Origin of the sequence: Lichenicola sp. (genome assembly GCF_965198575.1) — a bacterium.
Taxonomy (GTDB): domain Bacteria; phylum Pseudomonadota; class Alphaproteobacteria; order Acetobacterales; family Acetobacteraceae; genus Lichenicola.
This window is the reverse complement of record NZ_OZ240671.1, coordinates 150,408-165,146: the sequence shown is the minus strand read 5'-3', so window position 1 is coordinate 165,146 and position 14,739 is coordinate 150,408. Positions and strand designations below refer to the sequence as shown.

The following is a 14,739-nucleotide window of genomic DNA, read 5'->3' as shown; positions in this document are numbered from 1 at the left end:
ATGACCATACCCACACCTTCCGTGCTGCCAAGACTTGCAACGTCGGCCACGCCCGCGATGTTGATCGTTCTGCATGCTTTCGGCCGCTACGGGCGTGGCGACAGGATCGAGGATCCAGTAACGATCCGTGCGATTCTTGCCGGTGGCAACGCCAACCTTGTTGTCGTATCGGCTCCACTGCCCGCGATCCCCGCAACCGTGCCGACGGCGGAGCACTGAGAAATGGCACAGATTACCCAGGCAGGGGCCCTCAACACCGCAGCGTTGGTGGTTCCCGACCTCTACGTGCAGATCGCGTCGCCACAGACGCTTGCGCTGAACGGTGTGGCCACCGACCGTATCGGACTCGTCGGTACGGCCTCATGGGGACCGGTCAACCAGCCGGTTGTACTCGGGAGCCTCTCCGACTATGTGGCCGCGTTCGGCCCGGTGATCGCGCGACAGTACGATCTCGGTACGCCGCTCGTCTGCGCCCAGCAGCAGGGTGCCGCAGCTTTTGTCGGTGTGCGCGTCACCGACGGCACCGACCTTGCCGCGAGCTACGCCTTTCTCTACGCCGCCGGTGGCTATCCGATGGTGCTGACGGCGGTATGCTCGGGCTCCCGGGGAAACCTGATCAGCCTGGCCCTTTCGCCAGCCTCGAGGCCGAGTGCGTGGAAACTGACCTTGCAGATGCCGGGTCAGCTGGCGGAGGTGTTCGACAATATCGATGCCAGTGCGGGGCCGCCGGTATTCTGGACCAATCTGATCGGAGCTGTGAACAACGGCACCAGCGCCACGCGCGGGCCATCGGCGCTGTGCGTCGCGAGTTTGGGTGTCGCAACGGTGACCGCGCCGGTCACGATATCCAATCAGCAGCTTCTGAGTGGAAGCGACGGGGCTGGAGCCGTCACGTCGGCGACGATTGTGGGAAGTGACGGCCTATCCAGAACCGGTATGTACGCATTGCGTGGACGTGGCTGCGCACTCGGCCTGCTCGCCGACTGCGAGGATCCGGCGCAGTGGACGGTCCAGAGCGCGTTCGGCCTGTCGGAGGGGATCTACATGATCCTGGTGGGAACCAGCGGCGACTCCATCGCCTCGGCGGTGCAGGCGAAGCAGCAGGTTGGGCTCGACAGCTACAGCACGAAGCTGATGTTCGGTGACTGGTTGTTCTGGTACGATCAAACCAATTTCCAGACTCGCATCGTCAGCCCGCAGGGGTTTGCCGCGGGCTGCCTGGCGAACCAGTCGCCTGAGCAGTCCAGTTTGAATAAAAGGCTTGTAGGTATTGTCGGCAGCCAGAAAAGCGGGCTGGCGTCGAGCGGTCAGGCGCTCACCTACTCGACTGCGGAACTGCAGACGCTCTTCGAAGCCGGGATCGACGTGATCTGCAACCCGGCGCCTGGCGGGGCCTACTGGGCGGTGCGGTGCGGACATAACAGTTCCAGCAATGCCGTGATCAGCGGGGACAGCTATACCCGGATGACGAATTTCATTGCCGAGACACTGGCGGCAGGAATGGGCGGCTATGTCGGCAGCGTGATCAACTCGACGTTATTGTCGAATATCCGGGCGACGCTGCTCGGCTATCTGTCGAACCTGCTGCAGCAGGCGATCCTGGGCAGCCTCGATGGCAGCCTGCCCTATGCAGTCGTCTGCGATGGATCGAACAATCCACAGACGCGAACGTCGCTCGGCTACGTGCAGGCCGACGTGCAGGTCCGTTACCAGGGCATCAACGAGAAGTTCATCGTAAATCTGCAAGGCGGCCAGGGCGTGACCGTCACGACGGCAAGTGCCAGCGGCCAGGGCTGACCTCGAAACCGCGTCGCGTTTGATCCCTGTTCTTTCGAGAGGAATTCGGTTTGGCCAACCCGTATAGTATAGGACGCGACTGTCAGGTCGTATTGCTGTGGAATGGCGTGCGGCTGGATCTGCGTGACGTCACCGGCTTTCAGGCGGCGCAGGAGGTGCGCCAGCAACGTTCCGATCCGCTCAACAGCGTGCCGATCGAGTTCAATACGCCAGCCGGTTGGCGCGGGCAGTTCCATGTCGATCGCGGCTCCTCAGCGCTCGACGACCTGATCTCGGCGATCGAGGCGGCATTCTGGAATGCCGGTGTGATCGGCTCAGGCACCGTCTATCAATACGTGTCGGAGGCGGATGGATCGACCAGCACGTATGAATTCATCGGTGTGTCGTTGACGCTGACAAGTGCCGGCATCTACCAGGCGGAACACATCGTCAAGCAGACGATCGGTTTCTATGCCAGCCAGCGGAACCGCCTCTGATGACCCTGCCAGCAGAAATCGACAGTGGCGACGGGCGCCGCTTCGGGCTTCGCGAGGCGAACCCGGGAGACATGCTGGATCTGATCGAGGCGGCGGGGACGGCGTCCTCGTCATCGGCGTGGATGCGGTACGCGTTGATGATCTGTTCGGTCACCGCGATCGACGGCAAGCCGGTGATGATGCCGGTAGTCAAGGAGGCCGTACGCGATCTCGGGCGTCGTATCGGTAATACCGGCATGGATGCCCTCTCGAAGGTGCATTATCCGGACGAGGATACGGATGCCAAGCTTGCGGCCAGCGAGCTCGATACCGCAAAAAACTGAGCAGGCACGCTCTGCTTCGCCAGATCCTGTTTCTGGTGAAGGGGGGTGTGCCCTGGTCAGAAGTGCTGCGGATGTCCGAGAGCAGGCGGCTCGCATGCTGCGTGGCGCTTGGTGAACTCGATGGACAGGTCTTCGATTGGGTTTCCTTTACCTGGTCCGGAGCGACCTGAGCCAGCCGCCGACTGCAAACCAAGGAGGCCGGAAGGTGATCGTGTCGCACCGTATTGCGCTGTCGCTGGTCGGCCAGGAACAGCCAGATCCGTGGCTCGATAAATCGGATACCGCGATGACGCGGATGCTCCGGCCGAAGGCGTCCGAGACCCGCGAGCAGATTGCGGGGCTGGCGAAGGGGACGCGTTCGCTGCGCGACGCCCTCCGGCGGGCCGCATTGCCGATCGTGCGGGCGCCGACAAGTGCGGTCTCTCGCCAAGGCTTGCCGGCAGCGCCCGGAATTTCGGAACGCCTTGCGAGCCTCGGCGGCGGCGTGATGCGCGGCGGTCCGATCCGGCCCAATCCACCACCTGCCTCGAGGCTCGCGGCTGGAGGGCTGGCGGCTGTTCCGGGAAGCCTGGCGCCGAAGCAGAACCTGTCGGCGCAGAAGCCGTCGCATCTCCGCATCCAGGCCATTGCCGGGCTCCCTGGCGCGGCTCCCTTGCGATCCCTTGACCGCATGACACGCGCCACAGCGAGCTCGAATGTACTTTCGTTGCCAACAGGGGCTCTACCAGCAGGGGCTCCGGTCAGGTCCTCTCGACCGAAATCGGACGGTACTCCAGTCCTGGGAGTGGGGCGCACGACGGACGCCGCACGCCGGGCAGCCACGGACAAGCCCGGGACCTTGCTCCAGGTCTCATCATCGGCAAGGCGCCGTGATCTTGCTGCCGCCGCAACAGCGCCGCGCGATGCCGGATCGCTACCACCGCTCTCCCGGTCCGCACGCGCGCCGGTCGCTGCATCGGGACGTCAGTCGGCGCAGCACTGGGAAGGAGGTCGCGCACCCGGACTTGCTGAACACCGCGTGACTGCCGGAGCACTCGCCGCTCGAGCCGCGCTTTCCGGCGCAGTCGCAGCATCAACGTGCTCGACCGGCCTGTCGGGATCGCGGACATCCGACACGACCATCGCGGGTCGCTCCTCAATCGACGCGGGTGGCGCCTCCATCGCCGGGACTGGTCGGCAGGGCGATCTGCAACGCCAGGTCATCCCGCCGGCAGCCATGGCGCGGAGATCGGCCGGCACCGCTTCTCCTTCCCCGGCGCGAGCGGATGAGACGTATCAGCCGCCCGGATCGCCCGGAATTCGGGCCGATCAGGGCAACGGTCAGGGAACGGCGGCAGGCGCATCGATGGTGGTCAACCTGACGGGCAACGTCGTCATCGACGGCAGACGGTTGGGGCTGCTCACGGCAGCGTCACAGGCGCGGGATGCATCGCTTCCAGCGCACGGACAATCCCGGGTCAATCTGCGAGCCGTGCCGATCTATTCCGGCGCGCAGATCCCGAGATGAGCGGCTTTCTCGGGCCGCTCACCGGCAACATCGAATTGCTGATCGGCCGTCCGGCTCCGTTGATCATCGGCACGCTGCTTCTGCAGGACCACGAAGTTCCAGGCCGGATCAGCATCGGCGGCGCCCAGGCCGTCACCATCCACAAGCTACCGGGTGGCGGACGGATCATCGACGCGATGGGGTCCGACCAGGGCAGCATCAGCTGGCACGGCCTGTTCATCGGTCCGACCGCCGCCGGACGGGCCCGCGCGCTCGACATCATGCGGCAGCAAGGCTTTCCGCAGGTTCTCAGTTTCGGCGACTATACCTTCAACATCGTCATCGTGCATTTCGAGTACGATTACCGGGACCGCGGCGCGGTGATCTCCTATCGGCTGAAGAGCGAGATCATTCCGGACGCTTCCGGCGATGACTCAGGCAGCGCCGATCTCGGCTTTTCGATCCAGGACGATCTCGGTACCGGCCTCGGCGTGCTGCAGACCGGTGCCGCGGCAGCACTCGCGTATGCCGCACTGAGCGACCGCAACGGCGCAGCACAACTGACGGCAACCGCAAGTGCCATGGGTTTGGCAACAACCGGGCTTGGTGCAGCACTGGTGGTTGCCGATGCGGCCGCGAGCGGTGGTAGTGCCGGCTATGGCGGCGTGCAGACCGGCCTGTCCTCGGCGGGAGAAACCATTGCGAGCACGATTGCAGGATCGTCGATCGCAGCCCCCGGTGCCGGCACCGGCGGTCTTACCTTCGCCACCGCGGCAGGCCTCTCGCTTGCAGCCGGGCAAGCGGCCGCGATGGCGGCGCTGGTCAGGGCCGGCAGCAATATCAATCGAGTTGGGGCCAATCTCGCAGTATCGGGGGGCCCACTTCCGCAACCTTACGTCAATGCCTGAGGTCGATGATGCAGACAGTGCAGGTTGCGGGAACCGATCTCTTTACGGTCGCCGCTCAGCAACTTGGCGATGCGACGCAGTGGTATCGGATCGCCGCCCTCAACGGATTGTCTGACCCGATGATCTTCGGATTGGTGACGTTGCAGATCCCCGACTTCGACGCGAGTGCGTCCGGTGGACTGCCGGCGCAATGATACAGCCCGTCAGCGGAGTCAGACGGCCGCGCATGCGGCTGATACTGAACGGCGCGCCCGTCGCCGCATGTCGATCTGCCGAGATTGTCAGCCCGCGGAGCTCACAGGCCGCGCGCTTCCACGTCCAGGCGAGCCTGAACCAGATCAACAGGGTTCTCGGAGTCGCCTGGGCCGATCAACAGGCGCTGGATGTCGCAATCGATTTCGGCTTCCTGCCCGTTGGTGCCGCAGAAGGCGAGCTGGATTGGATCCGGATGCTCACCGGAAGCGCCGACCGCCTCCGGCTCGACCCGGTTTCGGGCGTCGCATCGCTGGATGGTCGTGACCATGCCGGCCGGCTGATCGATCTTCCGCTGCAGGAGGGCTTTCTCAACAACACCTCTTCCGAGATCGCGAGCGCACTCGCATCCCGTTGCGCGCTGCAGGCCGACGTCGACCAGACCTCGAGACTTGTCGGACAATACTATCAGATCCAGCACAGCAAGTCGGCACTTGGGAGTTTTTCCCGGCACGGCAACGGCTGGGACCTACTTGCGGAACTTGCCGATCTCGAGGGCTACGAGATGTGGGTCGATGGCACCACGCTGCATTTCAAGCAGCCGGCGACCGGAACCACGAATCTCTACGAGGTCGGGTATGCGCCGCCGGGAGCGCAGTCCGGATCGCCGGGTCTCACGATTTCCGACCTCGGCATGGAGCGCGCTTTCGGATTGTCGGATCCGGTGCAGGTCAGGGTGTCCAGCTGGAACAGCCGCCAGCGCCGCCAGGTGACTGCGACATATCCAGCCACGGTTTCTGGCGCCGTCCGGCAGTTCCAGGTGATCCGGCCGAACCTCGTGCAGGACGACGCCGAGGCTCTCGCGCGAAACAGTTACGCGAGGCTTCGGGCGCATGAGCGTGTCATTACCGGTCGCATGGCAGGCGAGCTGACACTGACGCCGCAGCATCGTCTCAGGCTGTCCGGTACCGGAACGAATTGGGACCAGATCTACACGATCGACCGGATCGAGCGAGAGATGTCGCTGCAGCACGGCTTCGTCCAGCACGTCACGGCGCGGATCGACACGGATGGGGAAGCTGTTGATGGCTGATTGGCTCGAGACGATCAAATACCATGCGGCCACCCAGGTCGGCGCGATCGGCCAGCCGCGGCATGCGCTGGTGACCAGCGTGGACGCAGTGGCGCATGCGGTAAAGGTGTCGATCCAGCCGGAGGGGATCGAAAGCGGCTGGATCCCCGACAGTGCGATCGCCGCGGGCGGCTTGTGCATTTCCTGCCCGGCGGAGATCGGCAGCCAGGTTCTGGTGGTGCCGGTGGAGAGCGATGCGGAGCACCCGATCGTCATCGCCCGGCTGTTCGACGTCACGACCACGCCGCCGGTCAGTCCGGCAACAGGAGCGCCTGTCCAACCCGGCGAGATCGGCATCTTCCTCGCGACCGGCACCTATCTCCACCTCACGAGCGACAGCATCTTCATGCGCGGGAAGGTCGTCATCGACGGCAGCCTGAGCGTGAACGGCGACGCGGTTGCCTCCAGCGTCAGCCTGGCTCATCACCAGCATGCAGGCGTCCAGCCCGGCCAGGGGCGGTCGGGTGCGCCGGTGCCGACAAATGGCTGATCTTGCGCACAGCTTCGGCGCGGATCTGCAGATCGGGTCATCCGGCGATCTCGCACTTGTCGAGGACGATCTCGAAACCCAGCAGCGCGTGCTGCATCGGCTGCTGACCAGCCAGGGGACTTATATCTGGCAGCTTACCTACGGCGCCGGTCTGCCCGGCCTCGTCGGCAGCATCGCCTCGCAGCAGCGGATCGCCGCGATCATCCGTGCACAGATGGCGTACGAGACGTCCGTCGCCGCGACACCCGAGCCGACGGTCGTACTGGCCGCCGAAGGGTTCGGCGTGGTCATCGCGACCATCACCTACACCGACGCGACATCCGGCAATGCGCAGGTCCTCAGTTTACCGATCGGTGGTTAGATGCAGCTGTCCCTCCAGAACTTCTCGACGCTCGTCAACACGATGGCGGCGACGGTGCAGGGTTCGTGCGCAAGCCTGATCGACCTTACGGTGGGTTCGGTGCTGCGCGCGATGCTCGAGGCGTCGGCATCGGTTGCGTTGTGGCTGCAATACCTGCTGCTGCAGGTGCTGACGATGACCCGGCTTGCGACCAGCATCGGCAGCGACGTCGATAGTTGGGTGCAGGATTTCGGCCTGACGCGTCTCCCGGCTGCACAGGCGACGGGGCAGGTGACGCTGTCCTCGTTCAGCCCGGCGTCGCAGGGTGCCACGATCCTGAACGGCGTGACCGTCCGGACCAGCGATGCAGGGCAGAGTTTCGCCGTGATCAATGGTCCCTATGCGCGTGCCATCGGTGCGCCGAGCGTCACGGTGCAGGTACAGGCGGTGACGCCCGGGCTTGCCGGCAACATCCAGTCCGGCGCCGTCAATGTTCTCGGAACGGTGGTTCTCGGGATCGATACGGTCTCGAACGCGAATGCCTTCAGTGGGGGTGCACCGGCCGAAACCGATGCGGCGTTGCGCCTCCGTTTCACCACGTTTCTCAACACCCGCTCGCAGGCGACGATGCAGGCCCTGGCCTATGCGATCGCCTCGGTCCAGCAGTCGCTGACCTATACGATCCAGGAGAACGTGACGGCCGCAGGGGTTTTTCTGCCCGGCAACGTTCATGTCATCGTCGATGACGGCAGTGGGACGCCCCCGGCCTCGCTGATCGCCCTGGTCGCCGCTGCCCTGGACGCGGTGCGGCCGGTCGGCACCACGATCACGATTGCGCCGCCGACCGTTCTGGTGGCCAACCTCGACGTGGTGGTGACGGTCAATACCGCAACCGTCCCGGCCACCGTGCAAACCGAGATCGACGCGGCACTGGTTGCCTATGTGAACGCGCTCGGCGTCGGCCAGGCGCTGCGTTTCTCGCGTCTTGCCGGTCTCTGCTACGACGTCGACGCCGGCATCACCAACGTCCTGAGCGTGCTGCTCGATGCCGCGTCCGCCGATGTCGGTGGCCAGCCCGGGAGCGTCGTACGCGCCGGGCTCATCAACGTGACGGCCACCGTCGGATGAGCGGGTCCGGCAATACCGGCGTGGGCTCCGTCGGCGACATGGTCGCGCGGATGCGCACCGTCATGCCGGCCGCATGGTTTCCCATGACCGCACCCGGCGCGGATGTGAGTGCCACTCCGGTTCTGGACGGGCTGCTGTCCGGCACCGGGTGGGCCTGGTCGTATTGCTACGCGCTCACTCTCTACGTCATCCAGCAGGCGCGGCTCGCAACGGCGACCGGCGGCCTCTTGGACATGATCTGCAGCGACTTTTTCGGCACCCTGCTGAAGCGGCTCGCGACCGAGACCGACGACGCCTTCCGCGACCGTATCCGCGCCAACCTGTTGATCCCGCGAGTCACCCGGGCGGCCGTGTCGGCGGCGATCGCCACCCTGCTCGGTCAGGTGCCGGAGATCTTCGAGCCATCCCGCGCCGCGGATACCGGGGGCTATGGCAGCAGCGCGGTCCCCGCTGCCGGTGGTGGTGGCGGCTATGCCGCGGCCGGAATCGCTTTCGGATCCAGCGAAATGCCGTTCCAATACCGTGTGACCGTGTGTGCAGGCTCGAGCCGAACCACGCGCGCCTCGCAGGCGAGCTACATCGACGGCACCGGCGCAATGCAGATCGCCGGACGCTACGTCACGCGATACACCGTCCCGGCCAGCGGCGCGGCAACCCCGTTGATCGAGCCTCGCGGCTTCAACCTGATCAAGGACAGCGTCGGCTGGAGCGGTTGCGTGGCGGCAGCGACCGGTGCCGGCGCGCAATGGGCGCTCGAGGGAGCGGCCGCCGATGCGGTGTGGGCCGGGCAGCCGGTGCTGCAGGTGAGCATCATCCGAGGCGGCAGCATCACCGGACCTGCGGCTGTCGTCGCGTCGGACGGCAATGCGGTGACCGGATCAGCCTGGGTGATGCTGCCGAGCGACCCCGACCTGCTCGTCTTCAGCCTGCGGATCAGCGATCCCGATCGCGCCGGAAGTGCCGTCATCCAGCCTTCGAGGCTGGGCATGGCCGGCAAGTGGCAGCGGATCACGGCGACCCTGCCTACGGCTCTTCCCGGCGCCGGCAGCGGTAAGCGTCGGGTATCGATCATGCTGATCGGTGCCGCGATCGGGCCTGTCAGCGCTCCGGTGCTGACGCAGTGCTGGCAGATCGAGCCGGGGACCACGGCCAGCAGCTACATTCCAAGCGCCCGGCAGATCGGCATCCGTGAGGCCGATAGCCTGGTGGCAGTGACGCCCGTGTCCAGCCTGCCGGTCGAAACCTCCAGTCTGTACGAGGCGATCGGCCGGGCTGCCCCCGCCGGCAGTGTTGCCTGGACCGCCGTCTCCGGCTGATCCGGCCTCTCGCCCGGCTCCTTCCACGATCACTGCACCCTTGCGGCCCGCGTCTCCCCGCGTGGTTCGTGCCAACCGGAGTACGGATGCTTGGATCGTCAAATCGTCTATGTCGGGGCGGTGCCGCTCGACACCGATCAGCTGCTGCAGGCGCGCAACGCAATGGTTGCCCTCGGCTACCTCGCCAAGATGACCATCGGTGACGGCACCGCCTATGCCGATGGCCTGGCCTGCACCCCGGGCGGCGGCCTGACCGTGGCGATTGCGCCAGGCAGCATGACACTGCCGACGACGATCGATGTCGCCTCGTATGGTGCGTTGCCGCCCGACGGCGACCTGCTGCTGAAGGTCGGCATCAACACCGCATCCACGGCGCTGACACTGCCCGGAACCGGCACCACGGTAATCTCCGGCTGCGTGGTCGAGAGCCAGGCCGGCAGTGCCGCGGTCGCATATTACAACTCCGCAAATCCGACGCAGACGCTGATCGGCGCGCAGGGCAACGGCCAGGCGCAGGCGACGGTGATCCAGGCGCGGGTGTCGTTCGCAGCGACGGCGCCAGGCAGCGTACCGTCCGGGTTCATGCCGCTGTGGCAGATCGTCGTGCCGCCCTTGGCCGTGGCCGTGACGGCGGCGATGATCACCGCCGCCGCAGGCGCACCGTTCATCGCGGTGAAGCTGCCGCAGGCCGCACCGATCATCTCGCCCGCCTTCCTCGGCAACCCGACCGCGCCCACGGTTGCCGTCGGCGACGCCAGCGCCAGCCTGGCCACCACGTCCTTCGTCAGCGCGGCGGTGCAGCGCAACCGCGCCGCCTGGGGATCCGGCGGAACCTATAGCTGGAGCTGCCCGGCCGGCGTTTCGAGCATCCTGGTGCGGGCCTGGGCTGCCGGTGGCACCGGTGGCGCTTCGGCTTCCGGATATCCCGGCGGCGGCGGCGGCGGCGGCGGCTACATCGAGGTCCTGATTCCGGTGACCGCAGGCATGACCTATGCGCTGCAGATCGGCAGCGGCACCAGCGGCTCGACCACGACCAGTTTCGACCAGCGCGTCATCATGAGCGGCGGCGGCAGCGGCCAGTCGGGAGGCAACGGGCAGTCGGGCACGGGCGGCGTTCCGGGCGCGCCGGTCAGCAACAATCTCAATTCCGTGGCCTCGATCGGCGTCAGTGGCGGCCAGTCCGGCTACCAGCTCGGCGGCATCTCGGTCGGCGGCGCCGGTGGGGCCAGCTACGGCGTGCAGGGTGCGACCGCAAGTATCGGCGGGATCGCCGGGATCGCTGGAACGTGGCCGGGCGGCGGCGGCTCCGGCGGTGCGACCGGAACCGCCGGCCGTGGAGCCGACGGCTTCATGAGCATCGAGTGGAACGGCTGACGATGAAGCCCGCCAGACCGCCGCTGCCCGTCCCCGCGACCGCGCACCCTCAGGCGGAGACGGTGCCCGACTTGGATTTCCAAGCATGCAGCGTCTTCACGCGGATGGAGGAGGGCGGCTACGTCGATGACCCGCGCGATACCGGAAACTGGACCGGCGGCGCCGTCGGAGCAGGCGTGCTCATCGGCTCGAACATGGGGGTCGGCGCACCTGCGCTGGCGTCATGGTTGAAGACGACCGCGATCGGCGTCGACACGATGCGCGGCCTCTCGCTGTCGATCTACGGCGCGATCGCCAGGGCGCATTTCTGGAACCCGATGTCCTGCGCCGACATGCCACCCGGGATCGACCTGATGCTGTTCGATTTCGGCTGGAACCGCGGTCCTGGAACGAGCATCCATCTCCTGCAAGCGGCACTCGGCCTGCATCAGGACGGTGTCTGCGGCCCGGTGACGGTGCGTGCTGCGCACATGCGGCCGACGACGTCGTTGTTGCAGACGCTGGCCGACGCACAGATCGGCTCCTACCGATCGCTGCACAACTTTGCCATCTACGGCGGCGGCTGGCTCGCCCGCAGCAGGCGTCGTCATGCGGCATCGATCGCGCGCACCGTGGCCGCCGCGCCGGTCACGCGAACCGCCGGGACAAGCCTTGCCTGAACGCCCGATCCGGTTCCGGTGCCCCGGACGTCAGGCTGCGCGGTCGATGTCGATCATCGCTCGGCCGGGCTGCAGCCGGTCCGCGGGAGCACCGTGATAATCCGAAGGGCCGGTATGGGTGAGGCGGCCACCCGTATCGAGCCAGACGCGCCCGCCCAGCCGCCGCCAGCGATGGCAGAAGGTGAAGTCCTCGCTCATGTAAACGCCGGTTTCGGCGTCGATCAGGCAATCGAACAGCGCATGATTGTCCCACGGCGCCTGTCCCCCGGCCGAATAGGCGTGGATGTGGCGGTAGCGTGTTTCCGGATGTGCTGCAGCAAGGGCAGCCAGCGTCGCCCGCTCGATGAGCATGAAGCCGGTGCCGGCGAACGTCGCGGTAGCGAAATCCCCCTCCCATTCGACCCGCCCGGCCGCCTCAAGCTCGCCGACATAGTGCAGCCCGGCAGTTTCTGCTGCCTCGCCGCCGGCCACTCGCTCGCGTGACGCCCGGTCCCAATGATACGCCTTCAGCGGGTACACCCCGGCCGCGATCGGCTTGCCTGCACGAAGCAGCCGGAACACCTGCTCGGGCTCGAACGAGATGTCGGCATCGACGAACAGCAGATGCGTCGCCAGCGGATGCGCCACGAAATGCCCGACCAGCGTGTTGCGGCAACGCGTGATCAGCGCGTCCTGCCCGAGCAGCGCCAGCGTCAGGTCGAGCCCGGCCGACGGTGCAGCCGCCATCAGGGCGCAGACCGACTGCATGTAGCCCTGGCCGACGACGCCGCCATAACAGGGCGTCGCGAGAAAGATGTGTGGACGCATCGCGCCATTCGCTCCCGGAACTGCCGCAGACTAGCGCCGCCCGGGTTTCACAATGGTTAACGTCAGTGGTGCGGGTGGTCGCCCAGCATCCGCGCCACGTACGGCTCGATCGCCTGTGCGATCTGTTCCTGCGTCTGCGCCGTCGGATGCAGCGGCGGGTCCGGCGGCGTCAGATGCGGGTCGAGGAACTTCGCCGGATCCACCACCCCGTCATGGCGAAACAGGTCGCCGACATCGACGAAGCTCAGATAACCAGGTCCCGATGCGGCATACCGGCGCAATTCCCCATTCAGGCGCGCCGTATTCTCCGTGACCCAGGCCGAGCGGATCGACGGCAGCACCCCCAGCAGCAGGATGTGCGTCGCCGGCAGGCGCTGATGGATCTCGGCCAGCACCGCCTGGATACCGGCAAGGGTCTGTTCGGCGTCGGTATGGATGTGGCCGAAATTATTGGCGCCGATCAGCAGGATAACCCCACGGGGGGACACCCCGTCGAGCTCGCCATGCTGCAGCCGCCAGAGCAGATGGCAGGAGCTGTCACCTTTGAAGCCGAGATTGACCGCATGTCGATCGCCATAAAAGCGCTGCCAGACGGCTGCGAACTGCCGCCACGGCTGCGGCCCGTCGAGCTCCCAGTTCTGGGTGATCGAGTCGCCGATCCACAACAGGTCGATCGGCCGACGCTTCAGCTCCGCCTGCTTCGCCTCGAACCGGGCATGCCACCAGCCGAGATCCATGCGCGAGATCGGCGTCGTGGCGAGGTTGGCCGGTGCCGCACCGCAGAGCAGGCCGGTCGCCAGAGCCAGGGCCACCAGCCGACCCCAACCATTCCCAGCCATCCTCAGAACACCCGCAGCGCGACGAAGCTGCCGGCGCCGGCGATGATGCTGTAGATCGCGAACGGGCTGAGCGCCCAGTTATCGTGCTCGCGGAAGTAGCGCATCAGGAACGCCGTGCTGGCCAGCGCCGTGATCCCGGCCACCAAGGCTCCGAGCAGCGCCGGCTGCAGGGCCGCGAACCCGACATGCGCATGGTGCAGCTTCAATGCCTGCGAGGCGGTCGCCGCCAGGATCACCGGCAGCGCGATCAGGAACGAGAACCGCGCCGAGGCCTGGTGATCGATGCCGCGCAGCAGACCGCCGGTCATGGTGGCGCCGGACCGCGAGATCCCCGGCAGGAACGCCAGGCACTGCCAGCACCCGACGATCAGCGCGTCGATGATGGTGAGCTCGGCGATCGGCCGGTCCGCCCTGCCGGCGGCTCGCCCGCGCAGCCGCTCGCCCGCGAACAGCATCAGCCCGTTCAGCATCAGGAAGATCGCGGCGATCGAGGGCGTTCCGAACAGTGCGCGCAGCAGGCTCTCGAAGGCGAAGCCGATCACCACCGCCGGGATCGTCGCCACCACGATCAGCAGCAGGATGTGCCGGCTCTCACGCACATGCAGCGGATCGGCCAGACCCAGCACGCCGGCGCCGATCGCCAGCCAGTCCCGCCAGAAATACAGCAAGAGGGCAGCCGCGGTGCCGACATGCAGCATCACCAGGAACGGCAGGAAGGTGATCCCGCGCTCGTCGAGGGCCCAGTGCAGCAGGGCCGGCAGGATCACCGCGTGGCCCAGGCTGCTGACCGGGAACAGCTCGGTCACCCCCTGGAGGAAGGCGATGATGAGCGCCTGCAGTGTCGTCATGCGATGGGTCCGGTCGAGGAAGCGAGCACCGGGGAGTGCCGCATAACGAGGCGGCCCGCAAGCATCGGCGGCCGACCCGGGCTCTTGCGGCAGGCTGGCCGGAACGCTACTGCAGCCGAATGACCATGACGACGGATGCGCCGCAGATCTCCCGCCATGGCTTCGCTTCGATCGCCGCCAGTGCCGCGGTGCTGGCGATCGCACTCGGCTTCTATGGCTATGCGACCGCCACCGTCAGCCGGGGCCGCGGCGATGGCTACCCCTTGATGGCGACGTTCCTGTCGTCGAACGGCCTGCAATCCGGTGCCGACGTCATGCTGGCCGGCGTCCCGGTCGGCAAGGTGACCGCGATCACCCTCGACGATCGATCGATGATGTCGCAGGTGCAGTTCCGCATCCAGGACGGCCTGCGACTGCCGGCGGATAGTCGCCTCTCGATCGGCAGCAGCACCATGACATCCGGCAACGCGCTGATGATCAGCCCGGGCAAATCCGCGCAGTTGCTGGCACCCGGCGGACTGATCACCGACACCTGCGAGCCGAGCAACCTCGAGCAGCAGGTCAGCCAGTACATCTTCGGCTCCGGCGGCGCTCCGACCAATTGCCCCGGCTAGAGGTCGCCGC

Annotated in this window: 17 protein-coding genes; 14 read left to right on the top strand and 3 right to left on the bottom strand. The window is 66.5% G+C overall.

Annotated elements, in window-relative coordinates:
- The 13 genes from ACOEQ2_RS00955 (at nt 1) to ACOEQ2_RS00895 (ending at nt 11,621) form a co-directional block, all read left to right on the top strand.
- On the top strand, nt 1–219 hold the full coding sequence (locus tag ACOEQ2_RS00955; RefSeq protein WP_419729529.1) for a hypothetical protein: 219 nt from the start codon (nt 1–3) through the stop codon (nt 217–219).
- A gap of 3 nt (nt 220–222) precedes the next feature.
- Nucleotides 223–1,797 carry a phage tail protein gene (locus ACOEQ2_RS00950; RefSeq protein WP_419729528.1) on the top strand — a complete coding sequence of 525 codons (1,575 nt, stop codon included), beginning with the start codon at nt 223–225 and terminating at the stop codon, nt 1,795–1,797.
- Between the two features lie 50 nt (nt 1,798–1,847).
- Complete coding sequence (locus tag ACOEQ2_RS00945) at nt 1,848–2,273, top strand: hypothetical protein (protein WP_419729527.1); 426 nt, start codon at nt 1,848–1,850, stop codon at nt 2,271–2,273.
- Entirely contained in the window at nt 2,273–2,596 is a 324-nt protein-coding gene (locus ACOEQ2_RS00940; protein ID WP_419729526.1) for a hypothetical protein, read from the top strand. Before ACOEQ2_RS00945 ends, ACOEQ2_RS00940 begins: the two co-directional genes overlap by 1 nt.
- 1,503 nt (nt 2,597–4,099) lie before the next feature.
- Entirely contained in the window at nt 4,100–4,990 is an 891-nt protein-coding gene (locus tag ACOEQ2_RS00935; protein ID WP_419729525.1) for a hypothetical protein, read from the top strand.
- Nucleotides 4,991–4,995: 5 nt separating this feature from the next.
- A complete protein-coding gene (locus ACOEQ2_RS00930) occupies nt 4,996–5,184 on the top strand; it encodes a hypothetical protein (protein ID WP_419729524.1) in 189 nt (62 codons plus the stop codon).
- A gap of 32 nt (nt 5,185–5,216) precedes the next feature.
- A complete protein-coding gene (locus ACOEQ2_RS00925) occupies nt 5,217–6,275 on the top strand; it encodes a hypothetical protein (protein WP_419729523.1) in 1,059 nt (352 codons plus the stop codon).
- Complete coding sequence (locus ACOEQ2_RS00920) at nt 6,268–6,804, top strand: phage baseplate assembly protein V (protein ID WP_419729522.1); 537 nt, start codon at nt 6,268–6,270, stop codon at nt 6,802–6,804. Before ACOEQ2_RS00925 ends, ACOEQ2_RS00920 begins: the two co-directional genes overlap by 8 nt.
- Nucleotides 6,797–7,165, top strand: a complete 369-nt coding sequence (locus ACOEQ2_RS00915; protein ID WP_419729521.1) for a hypothetical protein — start codon at nt 6,797–6,799, stop codon at nt 7,163–7,165. The genes ACOEQ2_RS00920 and ACOEQ2_RS00915 overlap by 8 nt, the downstream gene beginning before the upstream one ends.
- Nucleotides 7,166–8,272 (top strand): baseplate J/gp47 family protein, encoded by a 1,107-nt coding sequence (locus tag ACOEQ2_RS00910; RefSeq protein ID WP_419729520.1) that lies wholly within the window; start codon nt 7,166–7,168, stop codon nt 8,270–8,272.
- On the top strand, nt 8,269–9,588 hold the full coding sequence (locus ACOEQ2_RS00905; protein WP_419729519.1) for a phage head spike fiber domain-containing protein: 1,320 nt from the start codon (nt 8,269–8,271) through the stop codon (nt 9,586–9,588). The genes ACOEQ2_RS00910 and ACOEQ2_RS00905 overlap by 4 nt, the downstream gene beginning before the upstream one ends.
- Before the next feature lie 90 nt (nt 9,589–9,678).
- Entirely contained in the window at nt 9,679–10,962 is a 1,284-nt protein-coding gene (locus ACOEQ2_RS00900; protein ID WP_419729518.1) for a hypothetical protein, read from the top strand.
- 71 nt (nt 10,963–11,033) lie between these two features.
- A complete protein-coding gene (locus tag ACOEQ2_RS00895; protein WP_419729517.1) occupies nt 11,034–11,621 on the top strand; it encodes a glycoside hydrolase family 108 protein in 588 nt (195 codons plus the stop codon).
- A gap of 30 nt (nt 11,622–11,651) precedes the next feature.
- Here ACOEQ2_RS00895 and ACOEQ2_RS00890 read toward each other — a convergent pair whose 3' ends face one another.
- The 3 genes from ACOEQ2_RS00890 to ACOEQ2_RS00880 all read right to left on the bottom strand — a co-directional run bounded on the left by ACOEQ2_RS00890 (nt 11,652) and on the right by ACOEQ2_RS00880 (nt 14,115).
- Complete coding sequence (locus ACOEQ2_RS00890; protein WP_419729516.1) at nt 11,652–12,428, bottom strand: hypothetical protein; 777 nt, start codon at nt 12,426–12,428, stop codon at nt 11,652–11,654.
- Nucleotides 12,429–12,490: 62 nt separating this feature from the next.
- Complete coding sequence (locus ACOEQ2_RS00885) at nt 12,491–13,267, bottom strand: GDSL-type esterase/lipase family protein (protein ID WP_419729515.1); 777 nt, start codon at nt 13,265–13,267, stop codon at nt 12,491–12,493.
- A 2-nt stretch (nt 13,268–13,269) separates the two neighbouring features.
- The gene (locus ACOEQ2_RS00880; protein WP_419729514.1) at nt 13,270–14,115 is read right to left on the bottom strand and encodes an undecaprenyl-diphosphate phosphatase; all 846 of its coding nucleotides are present in this window, start codon (nt 14,113–14,115) and stop codon (nt 13,270–13,272) included.
- A 119-nt stretch (nt 14,116–14,234) separates the two neighbouring features.
- On the opposite strand from ACOEQ2_RS00880, the gene ACOEQ2_RS00875 reads away from it, so the two are divergent.
- Nucleotides 14,235–14,729, top strand: coding sequence for an MlaD family protein (locus ACOEQ2_RS00875; RefSeq protein WP_419729513.1), 495 nt, complete (start codon nt 14,235–14,237; stop codon nt 14,727–14,729).
- Nucleotides 14,730–14,739: the final 10 nt, after the last annotated feature.